The organism is Clostridia bacterium (assembly GCA_012840125.1).
Classification (GTDB): Bacteria; Bacillota; DULZ01; order DULZ01; family DULZ01; genus DULZ01.
Window position 1 is genome coordinate 1 of the sequence record DULZ01000052.1, and the last position, 22,517, is coordinate 22,517.

21 protein-coding genes and 1 riboswitch are annotated in these 22,517 nt (G+C 54.6%); of the genes, 10 read left to right on the top strand and 11 right to left on the bottom strand.

The features are described from left to right. Positions 1-538 (bottom strand): 3-methyl-2-oxobutanoate hydroxymethyltransferase (panB, locus tag GXX34_06445; protein ID HHW07151.1); only part of this gene is annotated, 538 nt, incomplete at its 3' end. Positions 539-803: 265 nt separating this feature from the next. Between panB and GXX34_06450 the strand changes: the two genes are divergently transcribed. Further along, positions 804-1,526, top strand: coding sequence for a GntR family transcriptional regulator (locus GXX34_06450; GenBank protein ID HHW07152.1), 723 nt, complete (start codon positions 804-806; stop codon positions 1,524-1,526). A gap of 118 nt (positions 1,527-1,644) precedes the next feature. Further along, positions 1,645-2,433: a hypothetical protein gene (locus tag GXX34_06455; protein ID HHW07153.1), complete on the top strand. Its 789-nt coding sequence runs from the start codon at positions 1,645-1,647 to the stop codon at positions 2,431-2,433. Here the strand turns inward: GXX34_06455 and GXX34_06460 are convergent. The 3 genes from GXX34_06460 to GXX34_06470 are packed head-to-tail and all read right to left on the bottom strand — an operon-like array spanning position 2,430 to position 3,989. After that, positions 2,430-2,693, bottom strand: a complete 264-nt coding sequence (locus GXX34_06460; GenBank protein ID HHW07154.1) for a DUF3343 domain-containing protein — start codon at positions 2,691-2,693, stop codon at positions 2,430-2,432. The genes GXX34_06455 and GXX34_06460 overlap by 4 nt on opposite strands. Positions 2,694-2,710: 17 nt before the next feature. After that, on the bottom strand, positions 2,711-2,920 hold the full coding sequence (locus tag GXX34_06465; GenBank protein HHW07155.1) for a preprotein translocase subunit TatB: 210 nt from the start codon (positions 2,918-2,920) through the stop codon (positions 2,711-2,713). Beyond that, a complete protein-coding gene (locus GXX34_06470; protein ID HHW07156.1) occupies positions 2,910-3,989 on the bottom strand; it encodes a YedE-related selenium metabolism membrane protein in 1,080 nt (359 codons plus the stop codon). Before GXX34_06470 ends, GXX34_06465 begins: the two co-directional genes overlap by 11 nt. Positions 3,990-4,174: 185 nt before the next feature. Here GXX34_06470 and GXX34_06475 point away from each other — a divergent pair, with 185 nt between their 5' ends. Then, positions 4,175-5,338 carry an aminotransferase class V-fold PLP-dependent enzyme gene (locus tag GXX34_06475; GenBank protein ID HHW07157.1) on the top strand — a complete coding sequence of 388 codons (1,164 nt, stop codon included), beginning with the start codon at positions 4,175-4,177 and terminating at the stop codon, positions 5,336-5,338. On the opposite strand, the gene GXX34_06480 is transcribed toward GXX34_06475, so the two are convergent. Both GXX34_06480 and GXX34_06485 read right to left on the bottom strand, forming a co-directional pair. Then, the gene (locus GXX34_06480; protein ID HHW07158.1) at positions 5,339-5,836 is read right to left on the bottom strand and encodes a spore maturation protein; all 498 of its coding nucleotides are present in this window, start codon (positions 5,834-5,836) and stop codon (positions 5,339-5,341) included. A 41-nt stretch (positions 5,837-5,877) separates the two neighbouring features. After that, on the bottom strand, positions 5,878-6,462 hold the full coding sequence (locus tag GXX34_06485; protein HHW07159.1) for a spore maturation protein: 585 nt from the start codon (positions 6,460-6,462) through the stop codon (positions 5,878-5,880). 134 nt (positions 6,463-6,596) lie between these two features. Here GXX34_06485 and GXX34_06490 point away from each other — a divergent pair, with 134 nt between their 5' ends. Together GXX34_06490 and GXX34_06495 are read left to right on the top strand one after the other, a co-directional pair. Beyond that, complete coding sequence (locus GXX34_06490) at positions 6,597-7,256, top strand: L,D-transpeptidase (protein HHW07160.1); 660 nt, start codon at positions 6,597-6,599, stop codon at positions 7,254-7,256. 28 nt (positions 7,257-7,284) lie between these two features. After that, the gene (locus GXX34_06495) at positions 7,285-8,199 is read left to right on the top strand and encodes a hypothetical protein (GenBank protein ID HHW07161.1); all 915 of its coding nucleotides are present in this window, start codon (positions 7,285-7,287) and stop codon (positions 8,197-8,199) included. On the opposite strand, the gene GXX34_06500 is transcribed toward GXX34_06495, so the two are convergent. Further along, positions 8,170-8,997, bottom strand: coding sequence for an ECF transporter S component (locus tag GXX34_06500; protein ID HHW07162.1), 828 nt, complete (start codon positions 8,995-8,997; stop codon positions 8,170-8,172). The two genes, GXX34_06495 and GXX34_06500, sit on opposite strands and share 30 nt — an antisense overlap. Before the next feature lie 204 nt (positions 8,998-9,201). Here GXX34_06500 and GXX34_06505 point away from each other — a divergent pair, with 204 nt between their 5' ends. The 4 genes from GXX34_06505 (at position 9,202) to GXX34_06520 (ending at position 14,678) form a co-directional block, all read left to right on the top strand. After that, positions 9,202-9,780 carry a TetR/AcrR family transcriptional regulator gene (locus tag GXX34_06505; protein HHW07163.1) on the top strand — a complete coding sequence of 193 codons (579 nt, stop codon included), beginning with the start codon at positions 9,202-9,204 and terminating at the stop codon, positions 9,778-9,780. A 57-nt stretch (positions 9,781-9,837) separates the two neighbouring features. Further along, positions 9,838-11,196 (top strand): radical SAM protein, encoded by a 1,359-nt coding sequence (locus GXX34_06510; GenBank protein HHW07164.1) that lies wholly within the window; start codon positions 9,838-9,840, stop codon positions 11,194-11,196. Positions 11,197-11,276: 80 nt separating this feature from the next. After that, a complete protein-coding gene (locus GXX34_06515) occupies positions 11,277-13,754 on the top strand; it encodes a hypothetical protein (protein HHW07165.1) in 2,478 nt (825 codons plus the stop codon). A gap of 57 nt (positions 13,755-13,811) precedes the next feature. Beyond that, positions 13,812-14,678, top strand: coding sequence for a DegV family protein (locus GXX34_06520; GenBank protein ID HHW07166.1), 867 nt, complete (start codon positions 13,812-13,814; stop codon positions 14,676-14,678). Between the two features lie 38 nt (positions 14,679-14,716). Here the strand turns inward: GXX34_06520 and GXX34_06525 are convergent, their stop codons facing one another. The 4 genes from GXX34_06525 to GXX34_06540 form a co-directional block, all read right to left on the bottom strand. Then, on the bottom strand, positions 14,717-15,397 hold the full coding sequence (locus GXX34_06525; GenBank protein HHW07167.1) for an MgtC/SapB family protein: 681 nt from the start codon (positions 15,395-15,397) through the stop codon (positions 14,717-14,719). 145 nt (positions 15,398-15,542) lie between these two features. Continuing rightward, a complete protein-coding gene (locus GXX34_06530) occupies positions 15,543-17,315 on the bottom strand; it encodes a methyl-accepting chemotaxis protein (protein HHW07168.1) in 1,773 nt (590 codons plus the stop codon). Positions 17,316-17,371: 56 nt separating this feature from the next. Beyond that, the gene (locus GXX34_06535) at positions 17,372-19,411 is read right to left on the bottom strand and encodes a thioredoxin domain-containing protein (protein HHW07169.1); all 2,040 of its coding nucleotides are present in this window, start codon (positions 19,409-19,411) and stop codon (positions 17,372-17,374) included. Between the two features lie 92 nt (positions 19,412-19,503). Further along, entirely contained in the window at positions 19,504-21,519 is a 2,016-nt protein-coding gene (locus GXX34_06540) for a hypothetical protein (GenBank protein HHW07170.1), read from the bottom strand. A 351-nt stretch (positions 21,520-21,870) separates the two neighbouring features. Here GXX34_06540 and GXX34_06545 point away from each other — a divergent pair, with 351 nt between their 5' ends. After that, positions 21,871-22,254, top strand: a complete 384-nt coding sequence (locus GXX34_06545; GenBank protein ID HHW07171.1) for a dinitrogenase iron-molybdenum cofactor biosynthesis protein — start codon at positions 21,871-21,873, stop codon at positions 22,252-22,254. Positions 22,255-22,365: 111 nt separating this feature from the next. Then, a riboswitch (purine riboswitch) is annotated at positions 22,366-22,469 on the top strand. Positions 22,470-22,517: the final 48 nt, after the last annotated feature.

Genomic DNA, 22,517 nt, shown 5'->3' on the forward strand with positions numbered 1-22,517 from the left:
ATGCGCCGGCTTGTTCGATGGCTTTGGCGTCTTCCACGAGTTTGAGAGCAGCTTCGGCAGTACGGCCTTGGGCTTTAAAACCTCCCAACTGGGCGAGGGATTGGGGCGTAAGACCGATATGACCCATCACCGGAATGCTGGCGCGTACGATGGCCTGAATGGTGTCTGCCATTTCCTGGCCGCCTTCCAGCTTGATGCAGTCACAGCCGGCTTCGGCCATGAAACGTCCTGCGTTGCGAACGGCTTCTTCTTTGGACACTTGATAGCTCATGTAAGGCATGTCGCCGACCAGGTAAGCGGTAGGGGCACCTTTACGGACGGCCTTGGCATGATTGATCATCATGTCCATCGTCACCGGCAGCGTGCTGTCCATCCCGTAAACCGTCATGCCCAAAGAATCACCGACCAGAATAATTTCCACGCCGGCCTTTTCTTCGAGCAGAGCCATGGGGTAATCATAGCACGTGAGCATGACGATGGGTTCTTTCCGGGCCTGCATCTCTTTCAGCGTATGGATAGTGATCTTTTTCCGTTCCATTTTTTGCCTGACCTCCATTGTTCATTTTCCTTATCGGCAGTTGAAAGATAAATCAATTTTTTTATTGATTTCTCACAACATTCCCCCTTTATTAATTGCCAATAATATGTTAAATTCTAGATTGAGTATAACATGTAACATGTTACATGACAAGATAGATTTTAAAATTGTTAGACTAGTCGGTATGTGAAAATTTTCTTTAAACATTGTCAAGACTTTGCAGTGACTGTAAAATATTGTTGGTTCAATACGAAGGAGGACTAAGATGGAGCCAAGAATCGTCGTCCCGCCAAGCCTGAAGGACCAGGTCTATGATTACCTCAAAGAAGCAATTATCAGAGGGGAACTCCAGTTTGGGAGTTTTTATTCGGTACAGTGGGTGGCTTCACGGCTGGGGGTCAGTAGGACACCGGTGCGAGAAGCGGTACAGCAGCTGCAGCATGAAGGCTTGATCGATGTGTTCCCTTACAAGGGATTCACCATTAAAACCATCTCGCCCGCCGTCATCGAGGAAGTTTTTGAAGTCAGGGAAGCCATTGAATCTTTTTGCATCAAGAAATTGCTGGCCCAGTACGGCTCTCCTGTGTACGGGGAACTCATGAAGAGTTTGGAGAAAACCTTAGCAGAACAAAAGTACATGGTGGTCCATGGCAAAGACGCCATGGATTATTGGAAGCTGGACAAAGGTTTTCATCGCCTCATCGTCGAATTCTGTAATAATAAGGTGTTGAGAGAGGTCTATGAATCCATCAGCGATAAGATTAGCAGCATTGCCTTGGCCACTTTGCAGGACCGCCGCCGCTTTGCATCGGCCAGTGAGGAGCATGCCTTGATTTTCGCCAAGTTAAAGGAGGGCTCTCAAGAGGCTGTCAACGTGAATGTGGCTCACCTGCTGAGCACGAAGAGTCTGATTATGAAAACTTGGGAAAAATGGGAAAATAATGCTAGAATAGAAGACGCATTTTCCGCGCCAAGATTCGAGGATTGATGCGCCTGTGAAAAAGTACTGTTCATTGTCTCTTGTGAACAGTATTTTTTTATCAGAATCCATGACCTACTTCCTGACCACGGCTGTGAGTAACACACGAGCGGGGGGAGTTGCACGGATGACGGGTCAAGTTGCTATTCTGAATTTCGACCGGGTCTATGAACGGCAATCCTTTTACCGCAAGATTACCTACGAGTGGGTGGATTTTTCCGATTTGACGGGGACCAAGGGCTACTGTGACGCCGGGGTACTGGGGATTATCCGCCGGCGGCTGGGACAGCGCAAGGGCAGGGGAATTACTTTCGTCGGCAGCGGCAGCTATCATTACGTCACTTATTTGCTGCTGCAGGAAATTGACGTCCCTTTTACCCTGGTGTTGTTTGACCGGCACCTGGATATGATGCCGGCGCCGGACGGGCTGCTGTCTTGCGGCTCTTGGGCTTTACGGGCCTTGCAGGATTTACCGAATCTGAGATTCATGCTGGTGATGGGGATCGGGCCGGAGCAATTGGATGGCATCCCGTCACACTTGAGAGACAAGCTCCTGGTGGTTTCCCAGCAGGAGACAGAGCGGGAGCCGCCGGCGGCGGACCGGGTCGTGGCAGCCATCCCTACCCGGCGGGTCTATATCAGCATCGATAAAGATGTGCTCCGGCGGCAGGATGCCGTCACCGATTGGGAGCAGGGCAGCATGCCGTTACAACAATTGCTCTCCTGGCTTAAGGCTATTGGCGAAGGAAAAGAGATCTGGGGCGTGGATGTTTGCGGGGAGTACCCCGTGGGTTGGGCTGATGCTTTCATGCCCCAGAGCCGGTTGGCGGCAGCGAGAAACAACGAGGCCAACGCCAAGATCCTGGCTCTAGTGCAGTCGCTGGTTAATAAGAGAGCCTACTTAACCGCAGGCTAACTGTTCAGCAGGTTAAGCAGGCTCTTTTTGTTTTGTTTTTCTTTGAGGGTGTGGATTTCGTCGACGCTGAGCTGGTATTTGCTGACGGTTTCCTTGAACTCCTGCAGGAGCTCCGGGGCGAACCTGACGGCCAGGCCGCAGGAGGAGCTGATTTCCCGGGGTACGGGGATCAGCTGGAATTTGAAATCAAGTTCTTTTAGGGTTTTTTCGCATTCCAAGGCATCATGCAGGCAAGGAAACGTGGCCACGCAGTACTCCATAAAGTTCCACCGGCTTTCTAACTGATTTCCAGCTTGTATTCCTCGTCCAATTCCGTGACTTTTACCGAATAACCCCGGCTCTGGGCGAAACGGGTCACATTTTCTTTGGCTACTTCGTTGTCCACAAGCACTTCCAAGGGAGTGCTCCCGGCTTCCAAAGCAGCCTTTGTCATGACAACCGGCTCCGGGCAGGACCTGCCGCGGGCATCGACAATCTTATTGGCCAAGGACAACACCCTCTTTCCGTGTCACCTGAACTTTTTGCTTTTGGACAATGATCAAGCCGGCCATGCCCACTACTACTACGAGACCAATGATCACCGCAATTTTGCCGTTGACCGGCACCCCGTTGGCGCTGGCCGCCAGCCCGAAATTGTGGGCAAAGGCGGCACCCGTGATCAGTCCCAGCACAGTGACGGCAGAATCCGTGTTGCCTTCGGCGGCTAAAATGGTTTGCCGCAGCGGGCAGCCGCCCAGCAAACAAGAGCCGAGACCCGCCAGGGTCATGCCGAGGAAATTCCAAACGAAATCGGTATGGGCAATGGGTTGCTCCACAAAACCTATTTTAAAGGCGGCGGGGTTGAATATCAAGTTGCCGATTAAAGCAAACAGGAAGATGCCGGCTAAACCCGACAGCAGGTGGAAATCCCGGATTAACATCGCGTCGCGAAAGCCCCCGACGGTACAAATCCTGGTTCTCTGCACCAGGGCTCCCACCACCAGGCCCACGATTAAAGACAAGATGATCGGGGCGTGCATGGAGCCCGGCCCGGATTCGCTGAAGTTAATAAAAGCCGGTTGAACCAGCAGGAAAACCAGTAAAGCGCAGGCAATAAGGGGCATGATGTAACCGTTGGCGTTGGCTTGCTTGTAACTGCGTCCCAGGGAAAACCCCTTTTTGATGAACTGGATGCCAAGCCAAATGCCGGCCACATAACCAGCCAGGCCTACCAGGGCATTGAGATCGCCGCCGGCCAGGCGCAGGATCATCCGCAGGGGACATCCCAGGAACACCAACGCACCAATCATCACAAAGAAGCCCATGACAAACCGCAAGAGGGGTGAGGAACCGCCGGCAGGGCGAAATTCTTTGTTGGCATAGGCAATGAAAAAAGCGCCTAGAATAAAGCCTAGAATCTCAGGTCTGATGTACTGGACGGCTTCCGCCCGGTGCAGCCCCAGTGCGCCGGCAATATCCCGGTAGAAGCAGGCGATGCAGAAACCCATGTTGGCGGGATTGCCGAACTTCACCAGGAGGGCAGCCAGGATGCCGATGACGCCGCCGGCCAGGAGCATGGTAGATTTTTTCACCTGAATTTGACCTCCTTTTCTGTAGTTTGTTACTATCTTTACAATACGCCTTTTGCAAAAATAAGTAAAATAAATTGTTTTTATTAAATCTGCTTATGAGATAGCAAAGTTTTATCAACTATTGCCTTGTGACCGGGTTGGACTATTGATATGATCCAGGAGAGGTGATCTTGGTGGAAGCCTATTTAGATAACGCCGCTACCAGCCGCCAAAAACCGGCGGCTGTTTGGAGCGCCATGGAAGAGTATTTTCACCGGAACAACTGCAACCCGGGCCGGTCGGGATATGAGCTGGCCCTGGAGGCCGGGCGTAAAGTGCTGGATGTGCGGGAAAAACTGGCCGCCTTTTTTCATGTGGGCGACCCGCACCGGGTTATTTTTACCCAGAATATTACGGTGGCTTTAAACTTTGCTCTCAAAGGACTTTTAAATGACGGCGACCATGTGTTGATTACGGGGCTTGAGCACAATGCGGTGGTCCGGCCCTTGAAATCCTTATCCCAAGAGAGAAATGTCAGCTATTCGATCATGCCCACCGATCCGAGAGGGTTTATTGACCTGGCCGCGGTGCCGGAAATGATCCGGCCCAATACGAAAATGATCGTGGCCACCCATGCTTCCAATGTGATGGGAACCCTGGTCCCGGTGGAGGAGTTGGGGAGAATAGCGAGGCAAGCAGGGCTGGACTTTGTGGTGGACACCGCCCAAACGGCAGGCTGCTTCCCGTTAGATATCACCCGGATTGGTGCTACGGTGCTGGCATTTACCGGCCACAAGCACCTGCTGGGGCCGGTAGGAACCGGAGGTTTTGTGCTCACGGAGGAAGCGGCGGCCAGGATGAAGCCCCTTTATGAAGGAGGTACCGGGAGCGTTTCCGACCGGGAAGAACAGCCGGATTTCGCCCCGGACCGCTTTGAAAGCGGCACCCTTAATGCCCTGGGAATCGTGGGCCTGGGTGGGGCTTTGGATTACCTGACCCAGGTTGGTTTAGACAGGATCAGAGCCAAAGAGGAAGCCTTAACCCGCCGGTTGCTGGCCGGCCTGGCAGAAATACCGGGGGTGGTCGTCTACGGACCGCGGGATGCAGCCCGGCAGACAGGCACGGTGGCCCTGAACATTCAGGAGGTAGACAATGCGGAGTTGGCTTACGTGCTGGATCAAAAATACCGGATCATGACCAGACCGGGCCTCCACTGCGCTCCTGTGGCCCACCGCACCATGGGCACCTTCCCGGAAGGAGTGTTAAGAGTCAGCATTGGGCATTTTACCACCGAGGAGGAGATTGACTATTTCCTCAGTGCTTTAGGAGAGATAGTCAGGGCCGTCAGCCGGTAATCAGCCGAAGACCCGGTGGCAGATGTAGACGGCAGCCATGAAACCCGTCAAATCGGCCAGGAGCCCTACCGGCAGGGAGTACCTGGCTTTTTTGATTCCCACCGAGGCAAAATAGACCGCCAGGATGTAGATGGTGGTATCGGTACTGCTGTCGATGGTGGCCGCCAGCCGGCCGGTGAAAGAGTCGGGCCCGTAGCGGTTGATCAGGTCCGCTGTGAGCCCTAGGGCGGCGGGACCGGATAAAGGCCTGACCACGAATAACGGGAGCACCTCCCGGGGAATGCCGGCCAGGGTTAAGATCGGCTGCAGGACCGAAGCCAGCAGGTCCAAAGCCCCGGAACTGCGGAAAATGCCCACGGCTACATAAATACCCACCACATAGGGCATCAAACGCATGACCAGGTGAAAAGCTTCCCCGGCCCCTTCGACAAAGGTGTCAAAGATGTTCACCCTTTTTACATAGGCATGGCAGAACACAATCAATAGAAAAACAGGCATGATCCAGTTGGAAATGCCGGCAAGAAACTGGTAAAGAATCACTAACGCCCCCTTTTCGCCCGGCGCCGGAAGTACCAGTCCGCCACCAGGGCGGTGCAGGTGGAAACCGAGGTGGCAAACAAAGCGGTGCCGACGATGTCCGCCGGGTCGGCGGCGCCGGCATTAGCCCGCAGGGCCACGATGGTAGCCGGGAAGAGGGTGACTCCGGATGTGTTTAAAGCCAGGAAAGTACACATAGCTTCACTGGCTTCCGTTTTGTTGGGATTCAGCTTTTGCAACTCTGCCATGGCTTTGAGACCGAAAGGGGTGGCGGCACTGCCAAAGCCGAAAAGATTGGCGGAAAGGTTCATGAGAATGGCTCCCAAAGCCGGGTGGCCCCGGGGAATGCTGGGAAACAAGCCCCGGACCAGGGGCTCCAAAAGACCCGTGAAAGATTTGAGCAGGCCGGATTTTTCTGCCACCCGGGCGACGCCCAGCCACAAGGTGAAAAGGCCGAGCAAGCCCAAAAGAGTATCCGCCGCCGACCGGGCGGCGGTGAGGGCCCCTTGATTGACTTCGGTAATGCGGCCGGTGACCATGGCCGTCAGCAAGCCCCCGACCACCAGACAAGCAAAAACGAAATTCATGACCGGCAAGTCGCCTCCCTAGTGTTTATACATAATTATTAGTATTTAATGGAAATCATGACAAAAAGGCCCCGCACAGCATAACGGTGCAGGGCTTTCATATATTTTCTTAGGAGAGGCGGGGAGGGGGCACCATGAAGAGACTGCTGCTGGTGATTTTGTGTTTTGCCCAGGTGCTCGGCTTAAGCTTGTGGGGGTTATACCCGGGGCATGTCGCCGCTTGGCTTCACCGGCGGCCGGAAACGGCCTACCCGGCGGAAAGCCTGCCGGTTATCCTCAAGAGCAAAGGTTTACCGGGCAGGCTGTCCCAAGCTCTGCTTTATGTAGACAAATCCGATTTAACCTTGACCTTGTACGAAGGCAATATACCGTTAAAGACTTACCGGGTGGCCATGGGGCCCAATTACCTGGCGGGAGCGAAGCTCAGGGAAGGGGACAAAAGGACACCGGAAGGCCGGTATTTTATCAGCGAGAAGCGCATTGTCTTCCCGGCGGACCCTTTGCTGGGGTCGCGCTGGCTGGGCATCAGCTATCCCCTGGCGAAGGACGTGGCCAGGGGCTATGCTGAGGGTATCATCACCGGGGAAGAATACCGGGAATTGATGGAAATGGCCGGCGCAGGGAAGCTGCTGCCCCAGAAGACACCCTTAGGAGGAGAAATAGGGATCCACGGCGGGCACCGGGAAGAAAAAGAGGCCACCTGGACCCTGGGCTGTATTGCCTTAACGAACCGGGATGTGGAGGAATTGTATCCTTACATTGCCGTCGGGACCCCGATCATTATCGTGCCTTGAACCGGCTGGGAAAGGAAATGATGGTACAGTGAGAAACCTGCAAATCAAGGTCGCCGTATTTACTTTGCTGCTGTTGGTCGCCCTCGGTGTTGCTGTGTTTCATGCCGGCGCCCCTTTTAAAGAGCCGGGTGCGGGCGAAGGGCCGGAAAACAAAAACCGGTCCCTGCCCGGGGAGCCCAAAGAGTATGCCGGCGGGCTGCCCTGGGAAGAGGACCCGGAGTTTTTGCAGGCGCTGGAGACTTATGATACGCCGCGCCTCATGGCCCAGTTTAAAGCAGAGTTGAAAAACCCTTTTTACGGCGAACTGGCCAATGTGAAACTGGCGGCAGAAACCCTGAAGGGAACGGTAGTCAAACCGGGGGAGATTTTCTCCCAGAACCAAACCCTGGGACCCTATACCCGGGAAAAAGGGTATCAAGTGGGCCCCATGTTTGTGGGTACCCGGCTGACGGAATCGATTGGAGGGGGAGTTTGCAAAATAGCTACTTTGCTGTACAATGCGGCAGTTTTGGCTAACCTGGAGGTGGTGGAGCGCCACCATCATTCCATGCCGGTCACTTACGTTTCACCGGGCCAGGACGCCACGGTGGCTTACGGGATAAAAGACTTGAAGTTCAAGAACACTACCCCGGACAATATCCTCATTTGGGCCGGGACCGTCGGCAATGTGGCCTATATCGGTTTCTACGGCAAAACCGAGCCGCCGAAAGTCACCTGGGAGCACCGGATCCTCCAAGAGGTACCCTTCCAAACCGTTTACCGGGATGACCCAACCTTACCCTTAGGTGAGGAAAAAATCCTGGTAGACGGCCTCAACGGCTGCCTGGTGGAGACGGAACTGCACATCGATTACCCCGACGGCCGGCGGGAGGTCAGGCATTTAGGCAAGAGCTGGTACCATCCCATGCCCCAGTTAATTCTCCGGGGGACCGGTAAAGAATGACCCGCTTTTCTGTACGGCAGCCAGAACCGGGAAAGCGATGACCATCCCCCCGGTGAATTGAAGGATGTTGCTGGGAATGCTGAAGACGGGGATGATGAAGCTGTCATACAGGAAACCGGCGGCTATGTAGTAACCAATCACCATCCATAAGCCCGATAAAACCATGCCTAGAAACTGGGCGAAGGAAAGGGTGTTGGCCTGCAGCCGCTGCAAGATGTACCTGGCGGCGACAAGACCGGCCGGGACGACGGCGGCCGCCAGCGCCAGCCACAGGTTAACCCGCTGCACCAGGCTGCTCAGTTCCTGGACGGAACCGGCCTCATCTATCAGTGCCAACAGGCCGGAGGCGTTAGTGGTGAAGGCGCCGGTTAACATCATCCTCCCCCCTACACAGAAAGCGACCCAGATCAGGGAAACCAGGGCGGTTAAATAAAGGTCCAGGCGCCTGTCATGCTTCTTGGCCAAATCGTGGCCCATCCAACCGGCGACGGCCCCCATGATCCCTTTGATGACCAGGGTTGGAAAAGCCCAGTGGGCATACCCGCCCAGGATATCCGCCATGGCTGACCCGAAGCCCCCCACCAGGGCGCCAAAGCGCCAGCCGAAGAGCAGGGCGGCAATAAAAATCATGCTGTCCCCCGGGTGGATATATCCTTGAGTAAAAGGAATGGGGATGCGAATACTGTACGTAGCGATAAAAACCAAGGCCATCATCAAGCTGCCGTAAGTCAGGCTCCGCACGCTGGTGGTGACCGCTTCTTTTCTTTCCAAACGTTCATGGTCTTGCACATCTACCATTCTGCCAACTCCCCCCAACAAGCATAATCAGGTGATTTAACTTTTAAGGACTATCATAAGGGAAACAGGAGCATCAAGCAAGGCTTTCAGGGGAAAAAAGCTTGTACTATTTTACGCTTGAACAACCGCCCATAAAGTGGTAAGATCAAAACAAAAGTAATTAACGTATATTAAGGAAAGTGGGTTTCAGCCATTCCTAAGATTGTGGATTACGAAAAATACAAAGACGAGATTGCCATGCATGCTTTGCGGGTCTTCGTGGAGCGAGGCTATCACCGGGCCACGCTGCAGGATGTGGCCGAAAGATGCGGCATCGGTCGTACGACTCTTTACTCCTACTTTAAGAATAAAGAAGACATCTTCCTGCATGTGGTGAAAAAACAAGTAGAAGCCTTTCGCGCCGCTTACCGGAACCTGCTGGAGGACCCGGAACTGTCCTACCTGGACAAAATCAAGGAATTGGTGGCCAGGGTGATTAGAGATTACGAGAACAATCACGAACTGGTAATCTTTACGGAGCTGTGGCTGCTTTTGAAAATGAAGGAAGGACAGCCGGAACGGGCCCTTAGGCGGTGGTTGAGAGAAATCAGGCTGATGTTTGCCGACTTGTTTAAGGAGGCGATGCAGCACAGGGAAATCAAAAAAGGGGATCACGAAATCTTGTCGTCTATTTTGTTCGGGCTGCTGGAGGCCATGCTGTTGGAAAAGGCCTGGAACCGGGAGATGCAGTTGGATGCCCACCTGCAAGGGATTTATTTGATGCTAGATGGGCTAAGAGCATAATTCTTTTAAGTTTATTTCGACACATGTGTCAAAATAAATGCTTAAGGGGGTACTGACATGAGTAGTATCAAGGATCGCCTTGCAGATCTGGTGGTCAATGAACTGGTAGATTACATCGGCAAGGACCCGGCAGCCAATCTCAACAAAATGCTCAATCTCGCCCAAAGAGTGGTGAAAACGCCTGAACACAAGGAAATACTTGATGCTTTCCGGCAGATCGCCGGTGACCCTGAAAACAACTGGCACCGTTTGATGGAACGGGTGTTCAAGGAGGTCCATCCCAATTGCCAAAAGGCTTTTGTGCGCAATTTTTTCTTCAATGCCACCGTGCTGGCTACACCGAAAAGAGCAAAATTAAAAGAGCAGCATGATTGCTCTATTCCCTGGGCCATCTTGATGGATCCCACCTCGGCCTGTAATTTGAAATGCACCGGCTGCTGGGCCGCAGATTATGATAAAACCAGCTCTTTAACCTTCGAGGAACTGGATCAGGTCATCCAGCAAGGCAAGGAACTAGAAATATACATGTATCTTTATTCCGGCGGCGAGCCCCTAGTCCGCAAGGATGACCTCATCCGGCTGGCGGAAAAGCACCGGGACTGCATGTTCCTCTCCTTCACCAACGGCACCCTGGTGGATAAAGCATTTGCCCGTGAACTGGCCCGGGTGGGGAATTTTGTACTGGCCATCAGTATCGAAGGTTTTGAAAAAGAAACGGACCTGCGCCGGGGTAAGGGCACTTACCGGCGGGTGCTCCAGGCCATGGAAAACCTGCGGGAGGCTGGGGTAGGCTTCGGTTTCTCTACTTGTTACCATAAATATAATGTAGACGCCGTTAGCTCCGACCGGTTCGTAGACTTTCTCATAGACCGGGGCTGCCTCTTCGGCTGGTATTTCACTTACATGCCCATCGGCAAAGATGCCGTGGTGGACCTGATGGTAACGCCGGAGCAGCGGGAGTACATGTACCGCCGGGTGCGGCAAATGAGAGGCGAAAAACCTTGCTTTATTCTGGACTTCTGGAACGACGGGGAATTTGTCGGGGGCTGCGTAGCGGGGGGACGGTCATACCTGCATATCAATTCCCAGGGTTATGTGGAACCATGTGCATTCATTCACTATGCTAATGCCAACATCAGGGAAAGCACCTTGCTGGAGGCCCTGCAGTCCCCCTTGTTCCGGGAGTACCGGGCCAGGCAGCCTTTCAATACCAACCACTTGAGACCGTGTCCTTGCCTGGATAACCCGGACGCTTTGCTGGAAATGGTACTGGCTTCGGGAGCTCAGTCCACTCAGGTGGACCGGGAGGACGTGGTGGAACTGACCAACAAGTGCCGGGCAGCGGCCGCCCGCTGGGCCGTGACGGCAGACCGCCTGTGGCGGGAACGGAAGAGCGATAAACAGGCCGTTTGCTAATACATTGAATACCTTGCAGTAATGCTATAAAATGACTATGGAAATATGTCCATAGTCATTTTTATTTCTGGGAGGAAACAATGCCTAGTTTCATCATTGAGCTGGCGGATATTATGCCCCGCCACCAGGCCCTTTGCGGCAGCAAAGCCTCCAACTTGGGGGTGGTGGCCAGGAAATCGAGAACGGCACCGGGTTTCTGCCTCATGACCAGCGCTTATTTCCTCGCCTTGCGCCAAGCCGGCCTGCAGGCCCAGGTGATCGAGCTGGCCAACTCAGTCTCCGAAGCCGACCCCGGGGAGCTGGAACAAGCGGCTAGGCGGATTCAAAGCCTCATCCGGGGAATAGGGATACCGGCGGAAGTAGAGGAAGAATTGCGGCAAGGCTATGACAAGCTGGTGGGCGGGAAAAAAGGGGTTAAAGTGGCGGTGCGTTCCTCAGCAACGGCGGAAGACCTGCCGGGAGCGTCCTTTGCGGGGCAGTTGGAAAGCTACCTGAATTTAGAAACCTGGGAGCAGGTACGGGAAGCTGTGGTCGCCTGCTGGGCTTCCCTCTGGTCGCCGCGGGTGATGCATTACCGGCTCCGGAAAAGACTGGCCCATGACCAGGTGGGGATGGCGGTCATCATCCAGAAAATGGTACCGGCCCGGGTATCCGGGGTGATGTTCACCGCCAACCCGGTTACCCAGTCCCGCCGGGAGATTTATATCGAAGCGGTGCCGGGACTGGCGGAACAGCTGGTTCAAGGCCGGGCGGCCGGGGAAGTTTATATCTTTGACAAAGAAAAGAATTTTGTCTCCTCCCGCCGCTTTCATGGGGATTACCCGTTGTTGACGGATTTTGCCCTGCGGCAGCTGGCCCACGAGGGCAAGAAGCTGGAGTACTTGCTGGAGGATTACCAGGACATCGAGTGGGCTTTTTACAATGATGAGCTCTATATCCTCCAAACCAGGCCCATCACCACCCTGGGGGAGGAAGAGTTCCAACTGCCGCGGAGCGAAGGGATGACGCCTATACAGAGGGAGATACTGGTCAATATCCAGGAAAGGTTTCCGGAGCCCGTCCTGCCCCTGGATGCGGTGGTGGCCAAAATATATTACTTGAGCTTATTTAATGCCTACTTGGAACTGGGCTTTCACGTGCCCGGCGTGGACTGGCGCAAGACGGAGCAAGGGATTTTCCCGGAACATTTTGTACCCCCGGCTATTAAGCCCGGGCTAAAGCGGGTTTTCAGCTTAGGCAAAATGCTGGCCGGGGACTTGATGCAGGACTGGCAGTATAATGAAGCGGCTTTCGATAAATATGTCCAACTGATGCAACAGGACATGCTGAAGAGCTTTCCCATGGAAATCGTCCTGCAGTACCTGGAGGACGGTTTAAGAGATTTCCAGCGGGCTAATACTTTTCGTTATCTCCTTTATATCCAATACGGCTTTGTCTACCGGTGGCTCGGGCGGTTGCTGCGCTGGCTTTACGGGCGAGCCGGTCAAGAGATTTTTGAGGATATCGTGGTTGGCCAACCGCAAGCCACCCTGGCCATCAACGGGCTGCTGCACCAAATTGCCGCGGCCGTCAGGGAACAACCGGCGCTGTTGGAATTCGTGCTGGCTCATGCACCGGAAGAAATCGCAGCGGGGATTGGGCGGCTGCCTAACGCGGAGCCGGTTTTGTCCCTTTTCGGTACCCTCATGGATGAGTACGGGCATCGTGAAGTGAGCCAGGGCTTGGGCGGCATTGCCGCCGCTACCTGGCGGGACCGGCCGGAAGTGGTCTGGGCCATGATCAAGAGTCTGGTACGGCAAGGGCCGGCGGCCTCCCAGCCGGAAGATGCCCAGATGACCCGCCGGCAAGAAGCCGAGGCCAAACTGGATAAACTGGCGTCCTCCGGCTGGGGGCGGATTTTACCATTGAGAAGGATATTTGACCGGATGGTGGATTACAGCCGGCGCTACACGGCTTTCCGGGAAGACAGCCATGTTTATTTGACCCAGGCGATGCTGGTCTTCCGCACCCTGTTTTTAGCCATCGGCCGGCAGTTAACGGCCAAAGGTTACTTGCAAGAAGCCCAGGACATCATGTATCTCACCTACTGGGAAGTCAGGGATCTGGTACAGGAGTTGTACAGCTTAAGAGAAGTCAGCCGGAGGGCCCTGGAGGAAAAGATCCGCCGGCGCAAGCTGGAATACGAGGCCAGGAAGAAGAGATGGAGCCAGGCTGCCGGGGCGGAGGTGCCGGCGAGCTCGGAGGTGCTAAAAGGAATGGGGGCCAGCCGGGGACAGGCCACCGGACCTTGCCGGGTGATCAGGCAGCCTGAGGAATTGGACCGGCTGCAGCCGGGGGACATCCTGGTAGCGGCCTCCACCAACCCTGCATGGACGCCGGTCTTTCCTATGCTGGCCGGGCTCATCGTGGAGCACGGTAGCCCGTTGTCCCACGCGGCGATCATCGCCAGGGAGTACGGTATTCCGGCGGTCCTGGGGATTAAGGGCGCAACCCGGCTTTTACGGGACGGGGAGCAAGTATCCATCGACGGCAGCGAAGGATTGGTATACAGGCTATAGGCTTTTCTTGTATCTGATGTTAAAATAAGGAGAGTAAGACTTTAAGGGGTTGGAAAGATGAAACCGGTAATTATGACGGATTCCTGCAGCGACCTGCCCTTCGAGTATGTGCAGGAACACGGCCTGGCTGTAATTCATTTAACTTACCATTTTGACGGCAAGGACTACCTGGATGATTTCGGTCAAAGCCTTTCTCATCAAGCTTTTTACCGGACCCTGCGCCAGGGGGCGATGCCTACTACGTCCCAAGTCAATGTCCATACCTTTGTGGAAGCATTCCGGCCCTACGCGGAGCGGGGTGAGGAACTGATCTACATCGGCTTCTCCTCGGCTCTGAGCGGCACCTTCACCAGTGCCGCCACGGCCCGGCAACTGGTGCTGGAGGAATACCCGGAGGCGAAAATAGCCGTTATTGATTCCCGTTCCGCTTCCCTCGGCCTGGGCATGCTGGTGTATCATGCCGTGGAGCTGAGAGCCCGGGGAAAGGGCTATCAGGAAATCGTCCAGTGGGTAGAGGATCACAAGCTGAAAGTAAATCACTGGTTTACGGTAGAGGATTTGAACCATTTGAAAAGAGGCGGGCGCCTTTCCGGGGCGGCGGCCCTCATGGGGACCATGCTGAATGTAAAGCCGGTGCTGCATGTCAACGATGAAGGGAAGCTCATTCCGCAAGCTAAGGTGCGGGGCAGGGCCAAGGCCCTGAAATACCTTAAAGAGCAGTTGGATGCGCGGATCATTAACCCGGCGGAGCAAGTGGTTTTTATCAGCCACGGGGATGCGCCGGAAGATGCGGAAACGTTGAAGGAGATGATCCGGGCGGATCACCCGGTGAAAGACGTTTTCACCGGTTATATCGGCCCGGTGATCGGTTCCCACGCCGGGCCGGGCACCTTGGCGGTGTTCTTCTTCGGCAGCAGCAGGTAAGTAAACAATGGAAACCTGCGGCGCCAAACGCGGCCGTTTTATTCCACATTGATCTTGTATACGCCGGGGATTTGCTGTAATGACGTGATTAGCTGTCCCAGCCGTTCCATGTTTTTGGCCTGAGCCATGGAGACCAGGAGCAGGTAAACTACTTCCTCATCGCCGTGATGTTCCATGTTAATGCTTTTGATATTAGCCTGAAAGCCGGATAAAATAGAGCCTATTTCCCCGACCTGCCCGATTTTGTCCCGGGCATAGATTTCGATGGATAACAAGCCTTTCTTCCTGGCAAGGTAATCTGAATACCTGGACAAGGTCAAGGCGATGAAAATGATGGCGGTGGCCATGAGGCAAGGGATAATGGCCCCCAATCCGGTGAACAAGCCCACGGCGGCCATACCCCACAGGCTGGCAGCGGTGGTGAGACCTTTAATGCTGGACCCGTGTTTCAGGATGGTGCCGGCTCCCAGGAAGCCGATGCCGGAGATTACTTGGGCTCCCACCCGCAGGGGGTCCATGTTGGTTACGGTATGGTACTGGTGGAACAACACTAAAGAGCCCACACCGATGAGAGCGGAACTGACGGAGACCAGCATGTGGGTGCGCAGGCCTGCGGAATGGTGGCTGCTTTCCCGTTCGTAGCCGATAATGCCGCCGAGGACGGTGGCCAAGGCCAGCCTGAAAAGTATTTCTTCATAAGAAATACTCGTCGGAACCATTGTCTATCACGCCCATCTATAGTGTGGTATTTATTATTATAGCGGCAGGATTTCGTTCTTGTATAGTAAGTTATTGCGAAAAAATCAATTTATGTATGTCCGGGTAAGTGAAAAAGGCCTCACTCCAGGAGTGAAGCCTTTTCTTTTAATGCTTGAATCTCTTCACCAGGTCTTTCAGCTCCGCAGCCGCGGCCGCCAGGTTATGGGTGCTGGCGCTGATTTGCTCCACAGCGGCAGCTTGCTCTTCCGCACTGGCGCTGATGTCCTGAGCGGTGAAGCTGATGCTCTGGGCATGCTTGCTGATATTGTTCATGGTTTCGGCAATCTGGTGGCTGCTGGCAGCGAGCCGCTCTGCCTCTTCACTGATGATGTGCACTTCCCGGTTGGCCGATTGGGCGGCTTTGACGATGTTTTGTAACAACCGGTGGGCCTTTTCCACCACTTCCATGGCCTCGTTGACTTCTTCGGTGGATTTAATCATGCCTTCCACCGCTTTTTTCGTATCCAGTTGGATTTCCTTAATCATCTCGGCAATGCTGACGGTGGCCTGGTTGGATTCCTCCGCCAGCTTGCGTACTTCATCCGCCACCACGGCAAAACCTTTACCGGCTTCGCCGGCCCTGGCGGCTTCGATGGCGGCATTGAGGGCCAGCAGGTTGGTCTGGTCGGCGATACTCTGGATTAAGCTGGCAATCTGGCCGATTTGGGTGGAGCGTTCTCCCAGCAGGTTGATGATCTGGGCGGAGTGTTCCACGGTGTTTTGCATGTTTTGCATCTTGGCATTGGCTTGCTCCAGGGCTTCCTGGCCGCTGAGGGCAATTTCATTGGCTCGCTTGGAAAGCTTAGCCGCCCGGTCGGAGCTCTTCGCCACGCTGGCAGAGCTCTGGGCCAGTCCCTCCAATTCCTGGCTGCTGGTGGTGATGCTGTCGGCTTGTTGGGTGGCGCTCTGGGCCAAGTTTTCAATGGCATACGCTACCTGTTCCGTAGCCTGGCCGGTTTGGGTGGAGGCATCGGCCACCTGGTCCGAGATGTTGGCCACGTCTTCCGCCGTATCGTCGATGTGCTTGATCATTTCCGACAGCTTGCCTAAGAAATTGTTAAACCGCTCCGCCAGGTCTCCCACTTCGTCCCGGCTCTTGATGGCCAGCCTTTTGGTTAAATCTCCTTCGCCCTTGTTCAGCTCATCCAGGCTTGCGGCCATTTCGCCCAAAGGCTGGCTGACAAACCGCTTAATGAGCTGCCAGATGGACAGGGCGAGCAGTAAGATAATGACGGCGCCCAGCCCGTAAACCTTGGCCAGCATGTTATTGGTCATGGATGCCAGGGGTGCAGCCGGTGCGGCAAAGCTGTACAAGGCCCTGATGTCACCGACTTGATAGCCTTCCTTGGCGTAGCCGAAGGGATCGGGGCTGCCGATGGGAAAACCGTGACAGGTTAAGCAGTGGTCTTCAATCTTCACCGGCACCACGAAGCGCAGGCTTTTCACCCCGTCATACTCCGTAATCTCGTAATACTCCGTTAAGGATGGATCGGAACGGAAACGTTCCATTTGCTGCAGTTCCCACTCGTCTGCCTGATTATTTTGATTCCTGGGTTTATCGGAAACCGTCCGGATGATCACATCACTGTCCACGCTGTTGCGGTAAACGTCGGCTATGTATAAGGTGGCAACCATGGGCACGGTTTCCTTGATGGGACGGTTCAGACCCGCCTGGCTTAAATCGCCCTGAATGCTGTTAAAATAGCTTAACTGGGAATTCATCTGCCCGACGATGGCCCGCATTTCCTGCAGTTTCTGTTCGTAGGGAAAGTGCCGCTGCTGCAAGACGATTAAACTCATGCCGAGACCGATGGTGACGGCTAAAACCAGAACCGCCATGCTCACGAATTTCCATGTTAACCCGCGTCGTATGCCCATAGTGTCATCCACCCCTCCCAACCACAAATTAGAGGGATTCTTCGCTAAATAACACTTTAATCCTCCTTTTCCAAAATGTTTTTTAATGCCGCGGCGGTATGGACCGGTGCCTGGCAAGCATAGTTGCGGCACAAGTAAGCCGTTACCCGGCCGCCCAGAGCATGCCGGCCTTGCAAGGACGGTACCAGAGAGCTCAGGTTTTCTGCCTCATCCTCCGGCAAGCAGAGGGTCAGCATGTCAGGGGCATAGCGATTGCGGACCAGGGCCAGCATGTCTTCGGGTTGGCCCGCCGTGCCAGGGTAAATGATGTGCAGATCCACCGGCGGTGTTTCCTCCAGCAGCACCGCCAGGAGGAAAAAGCTGTAGTAAGATGGGGCTTCCGCTACCGTGCCGCCGAAGGCTTCCAACTGCCGGCGGGCGATGTCCTGCAGCTGTTCATTCCCCGTGAGCCGGGCCAGCCGGATCAAGTTATAGGCGGCGACGGAATTGCCGGAGGGGAGGGCTCCATCATAGAGTTCTTTCGGGCGGGCAAAATGCTGCTCCCCATCCCGGCCGTAGTGGAACAAGCCGCCCCCTTCGTCGTCCCAGAAGAGCCGGAGCATGTCTTCATTGAGTTCTAAAGCGAGAGTTAAGTACTTCTTCCCGCCGGTGGTGAAAAAAAGCTCCAGGAGGGCCCAAATGAGGAAGGCATAATCATCGACAATGCCCAGCTCTTTGGCTTCCCCCTGGCGGTAACGGCCCAGCAGGCGGCCGTCCGGGCGGCGCAAGCGGCGGAGGATGAAATCCGCTGCCCGGGCGGCTTTTTCCGCGTAGAGGGGTTCACCCAATATACGGCCGTTAATAGCTAGACTGGCAATCATGAGCCCGTTCCAGGCGGTCAGGATCTTGTCATCCTTAAAAGGACGAACTCTTTTCTGCCTGGCGTTAAAGAGAGCTTCCCGGGCTTGTTCCAAACCGGCGGCGGTACCTGAGTTAATCAGGTTCGGGATGCTCTTTCCTTCAAAGTTGCCCTGAGGGGTTATATCATAAGCTTGGCAGAACTCCCGGCCTAATTCCGGACCCAAAACTTGTTCTACCTCGACCGGGGTCCACACGTAGAACTTGCCTTCCTCTCCTTCGGAATCTGCATCTTCCGCCGCGTAAAAGCCCCCTTCCGGGTCCGTCATGTCCCGGAAGATATAAGTGAAGATTTCTCTCACAACCCTGGCGTAGAAGGGGTTCTGGGTAGCCTGGTAGGCTTCGCCGTAAGCCCAGGCCAAGAGGGCGTTGTCGTAAAGCATTTTTTCGAAATGGGGTACCAGCCACCGGCCATCGGTGGAATAGCGGCTGAAGCCAAAGCCCAGGTGATCATAAATGCCGCCGCGGTACATACATGTCAGAGTTTTTTCCACCATGGACAGGGCCTGCTCTTCGCCGGTCCATCGCCAGTAGCGCAGCAGGAACAGCAGGTTATGGGGCACGGGGAACTTGGGCGCGGGCCCAAAGCCGCCGTATTCCGGGTCAAAGGATCTTTGCAGGATACGGTAAGCCCGGTCTAGAATGCTCCGGTCCGGTTTGCGGCCGCCCCGGTGCCGGCTCGCTTCACTGATGGCCCGGGCGGCTTCTTCGCTGATCCTTTCCAGTTCATGACGCCGGGTGGACCAAACCCGGCTGATGGTGCGCAGCAGGTCGATAAAGCCAGGCATGCCATGGCGGCTGTTTTTGGGAAAATAAGTGCCCGCGTAAAAGGGTTTCTTGTCCGGGGTCATGAAGATGGACAAGGGCCAGCCCCCATGCCCCGTCATGGCCTGGCAGGCCTGCATGTAGATGGTGTCGATGTCCGGCCTTTCCTCCCGGTCCACTTTGATAGCTACAAAGTGTTCATTGAGCAGTGCCGCGACCTCTTCGTCTTCAAAAGACTCTCTCTCCATCACATGGCACCAGTGACATGTGCTGTAGCCGATGGATAAGAAGATGGGCTTGTCTTCCGTCCTGGCCTTGACAAAAGCCTCTTCGCTCCAAGGATACCAGTCCACCGGGTTATAGGCGTGCTGCAGTAGATAGGGGGATTTTTCATTGATGAGCCGGTTGGCTTGTTTCGGGGTCGAAGTAGGCATGGCAAACCTCCAGTCATGCATTACCTGCAGTTTTAAACATTCCCATTATATCCCCCTGCGGTGATAATAAACATGGTGGAAAGTGGAAGCTCCTAGAAATCAGGCCAGAACTCTTCCGGGATGAGGCCCAGAATCACCGGGGCGTCGGAACCGTTGGGCGGCGTGTACACGAACTGGGAGGGTTGTCCCGGCTCGATCACGCCCACCACCGCCGCCTTCCTGGAACCGTAAAAGCCGTCGGTAGCGGGTGCTTTGTAGGAGTTGCCGTCGAAGCCCATAAAGGCCCCCTTGAAGGTCAAACCGCGGGGATTCAGCAGCACTCCGGTGTGGTTTACGGCGTGGAAAGTGAGGTAATACACGGCACCGTAGTTGCCCTTATGCACCACGGGAGCTCCCGTTAAAGCATCATAGCCCACCAACCAGTTCTCAAATCCTTGCTGGTCCTTTCCTATCTCTATTTTCCTGGGACCCTCCGGGCTTACATAAATCTCCACCCACCGGTCAGGATTGGTGAAAGTACCCCGGGCGTGTACATCCCGCGGCAGCAGGGGCAAGAACTCAAGCCGGGCCAGGGTGTCATCGGGTCCGAGGGCGGCGACGGCGATGCTCAAAGGCCCGTCGCTGTCCAGATCAAACATACCGGTAATGGATTGGCCTGTTTTCCAACCGGTACCCGGGCTTTGATATAACAGGAGTTTTTCTCCCGGCAAGATCACGACCGGCTTGTTTTGCTCCGGTGCCGCCAGGTAATTAAGGGCTACCAACTGGCCCAGGTGCATGACATCGTTGTTGGGGCCGGCCGCGGCGGTCTTTTTCAGGATCAAAGTGACCGGCTCTGGCCCCTGGTTTTCCGCCACCACTAACAGCTTGTCTACCATGTCCGTGCTATTCTTATGGTGAAACATGACCCGGAAAGCACCGGACACCTTATCCCGATACAGGATGCCCGGCGCCGGCACCGCCTCCGGGCTGTTGCTCAAAAGCAAGGTGGGGCCGCCCACCCAAGAACGGTAGTTGGTTTCCGGCGCCAGTTCATTATAGTTGACCAGGGCTACGTTGTCGATGATTTCGCCTGGGAGCGGTCTTTTGAATTTGTAGACCAGTTCTTTCTCCCGCACCCGGTCCGTGACCGTGACATGGGTGCTGGCGGGTTCGCTCCAGTTCCCGTAGGCGTCCTTGACTTGTAGGGTTACTTCATAGGTGCCGGGTTGGAAAAAAGAGCGGGGTTTGCCGGCGGTGGCAATGTCCCCGTCCAGGTGGCGGTAACGCCAGCGCTCTTCCACAATCTCCTCCCAGGGCTCATTGTCGGCCCGGTAGCGAAAGGCAAGGTTCTCCCCCGGATCGATTTCCGGTGCGATGGGTCTGAACTCAACGATCCTGGGTGCCTCGTTGGGTCTAACGATGAGGGTCTTTTCCACCCATTCGCTCCAGGCACCGGCTTTGTTTTTCACCTGCAGGCCGATGATGTATTCCCCGGCGGGGGGTGTAGTGAAAAAGGAAGCCAACGAGCTGGAAGTCAGTTTGGGATCCCGGTTAATGCGCCATCTCCGCTCCGTGATGGGGTATCCGTAGGGATCGTAACTATAATCCTCCGCCCAGATTTTTTGCCCGGCGATAATTTCCGCCTGGGAAAGCTCAAACTGGGCTACCGGGGGCAGGGCCCGGCGCAAGAGAATAGATTTCTCCCGGGCATCGTAATGGACTTCGTATCCGAAAGTTTCCGCCAGGAATCTCAGGGGCACCAGGGTCCGGTCCTTTTCGGTAAAGGGGGGCACCGTTAGAGTGACCGGCCGGCCGTTGACGGAAGCCTGGGGGTGGTCCAGCACCAGTTGGACCATAGTCCCGTCCTTGCTCATGGTAATGGTCCTGGTGGCCTGGTCCCAGTGGACCTGTGCGGTTAAAATGTTTTCCCCCACAAAGCGAAGGGGAAGCATGGTGGTGCCTTGCCAAACCCGGGGCGGGACTTCCAAAGTATGTATTTCACCGGCCACGAGGGCCTCGTTTTGATCGATGAACAGCTTGCTTTCGCCCGGCTCAGCCTGCGCCGGGGCTCCCAAGCAGAAAGCAATTTGCGCCGCCATAACGGTCGTCAGAATGAATTTTTTCAACTAATCTTCCTCCTCGCATCTTCTCCAAATCAATCCATGCCATCTTTAGACTGCATATCCTGTCAAAAGGTTTCATTTATCACCAAATATTACAATAAATCCTGAGCCGGTCAAGTCCTGGTCCCTTTGGTTTGACGCTATTAGGGCTTTGCACCGGCGGCTGCCTGCCCTTTTGCCCGCAAACGTTGCCCGGACAAAGTTTTTGCCGGCGGGACATCTTTTCCAGTGAAACAGGGGAGGTTTTATAGATTTATTAAATAATCTTATTTAACTTTATTTACACAAACATTTGATATTAAAACGTCGTTCTATTATAATAAGGGTAAAAACGTGGAGAAAGGATGAGTTGATATGAGTAAACAAAGGATAGCGGTGCCGGCGGTGCATCCCGGCGGGTTAAATGCCTTAACGTCAGCCCATTTTGGCCACTGTGATGTTTTTGTGCTGGTCGATGTGGAGGAAGGTCAAATAGTCCGGGAGCAAAACCTGTCTAATCCGGGCCATGCCGGGGGCGGTTGTTTAGTGCCGGTGCAAATGCTGGCTGAGCAGGAGGTTGACGTCATCATCTCCGGGGGCATGGGGCATGGGCCGAGAATGGGCTTCCAGCAGGCCGGCATCAAAGTGTTTTTGGGACGGGAAAGTACGGTAAAGCAAGCAGTGGAGGACTACCTACAAGGTAAATTGACGGAGATGTCGGAGCGACACCTGTGCCGCGGCGGTGGGCATTGTTCCTAATTCTGGATAAATATATACTTAAGGATAAGGGGGAAAATATAAGTCTACCTGTAATTTGTCGTTGAAATGGCGGAAAAAGATAAGTTATAATATTTATTGAGAAAAAGAGGATATGTTTATTGTTCTTGTTCTCATATAAGCTTGGTGATATGGACCAGGCGTCTCTACCAGGCAACCGTAACTTGCCCTAGGCTATGAGAGCATACCGAAGTGTGTCTCTCATATCTCCAAGTCTAGGGTTTTTAGATTCTTTGCTGCTGTTG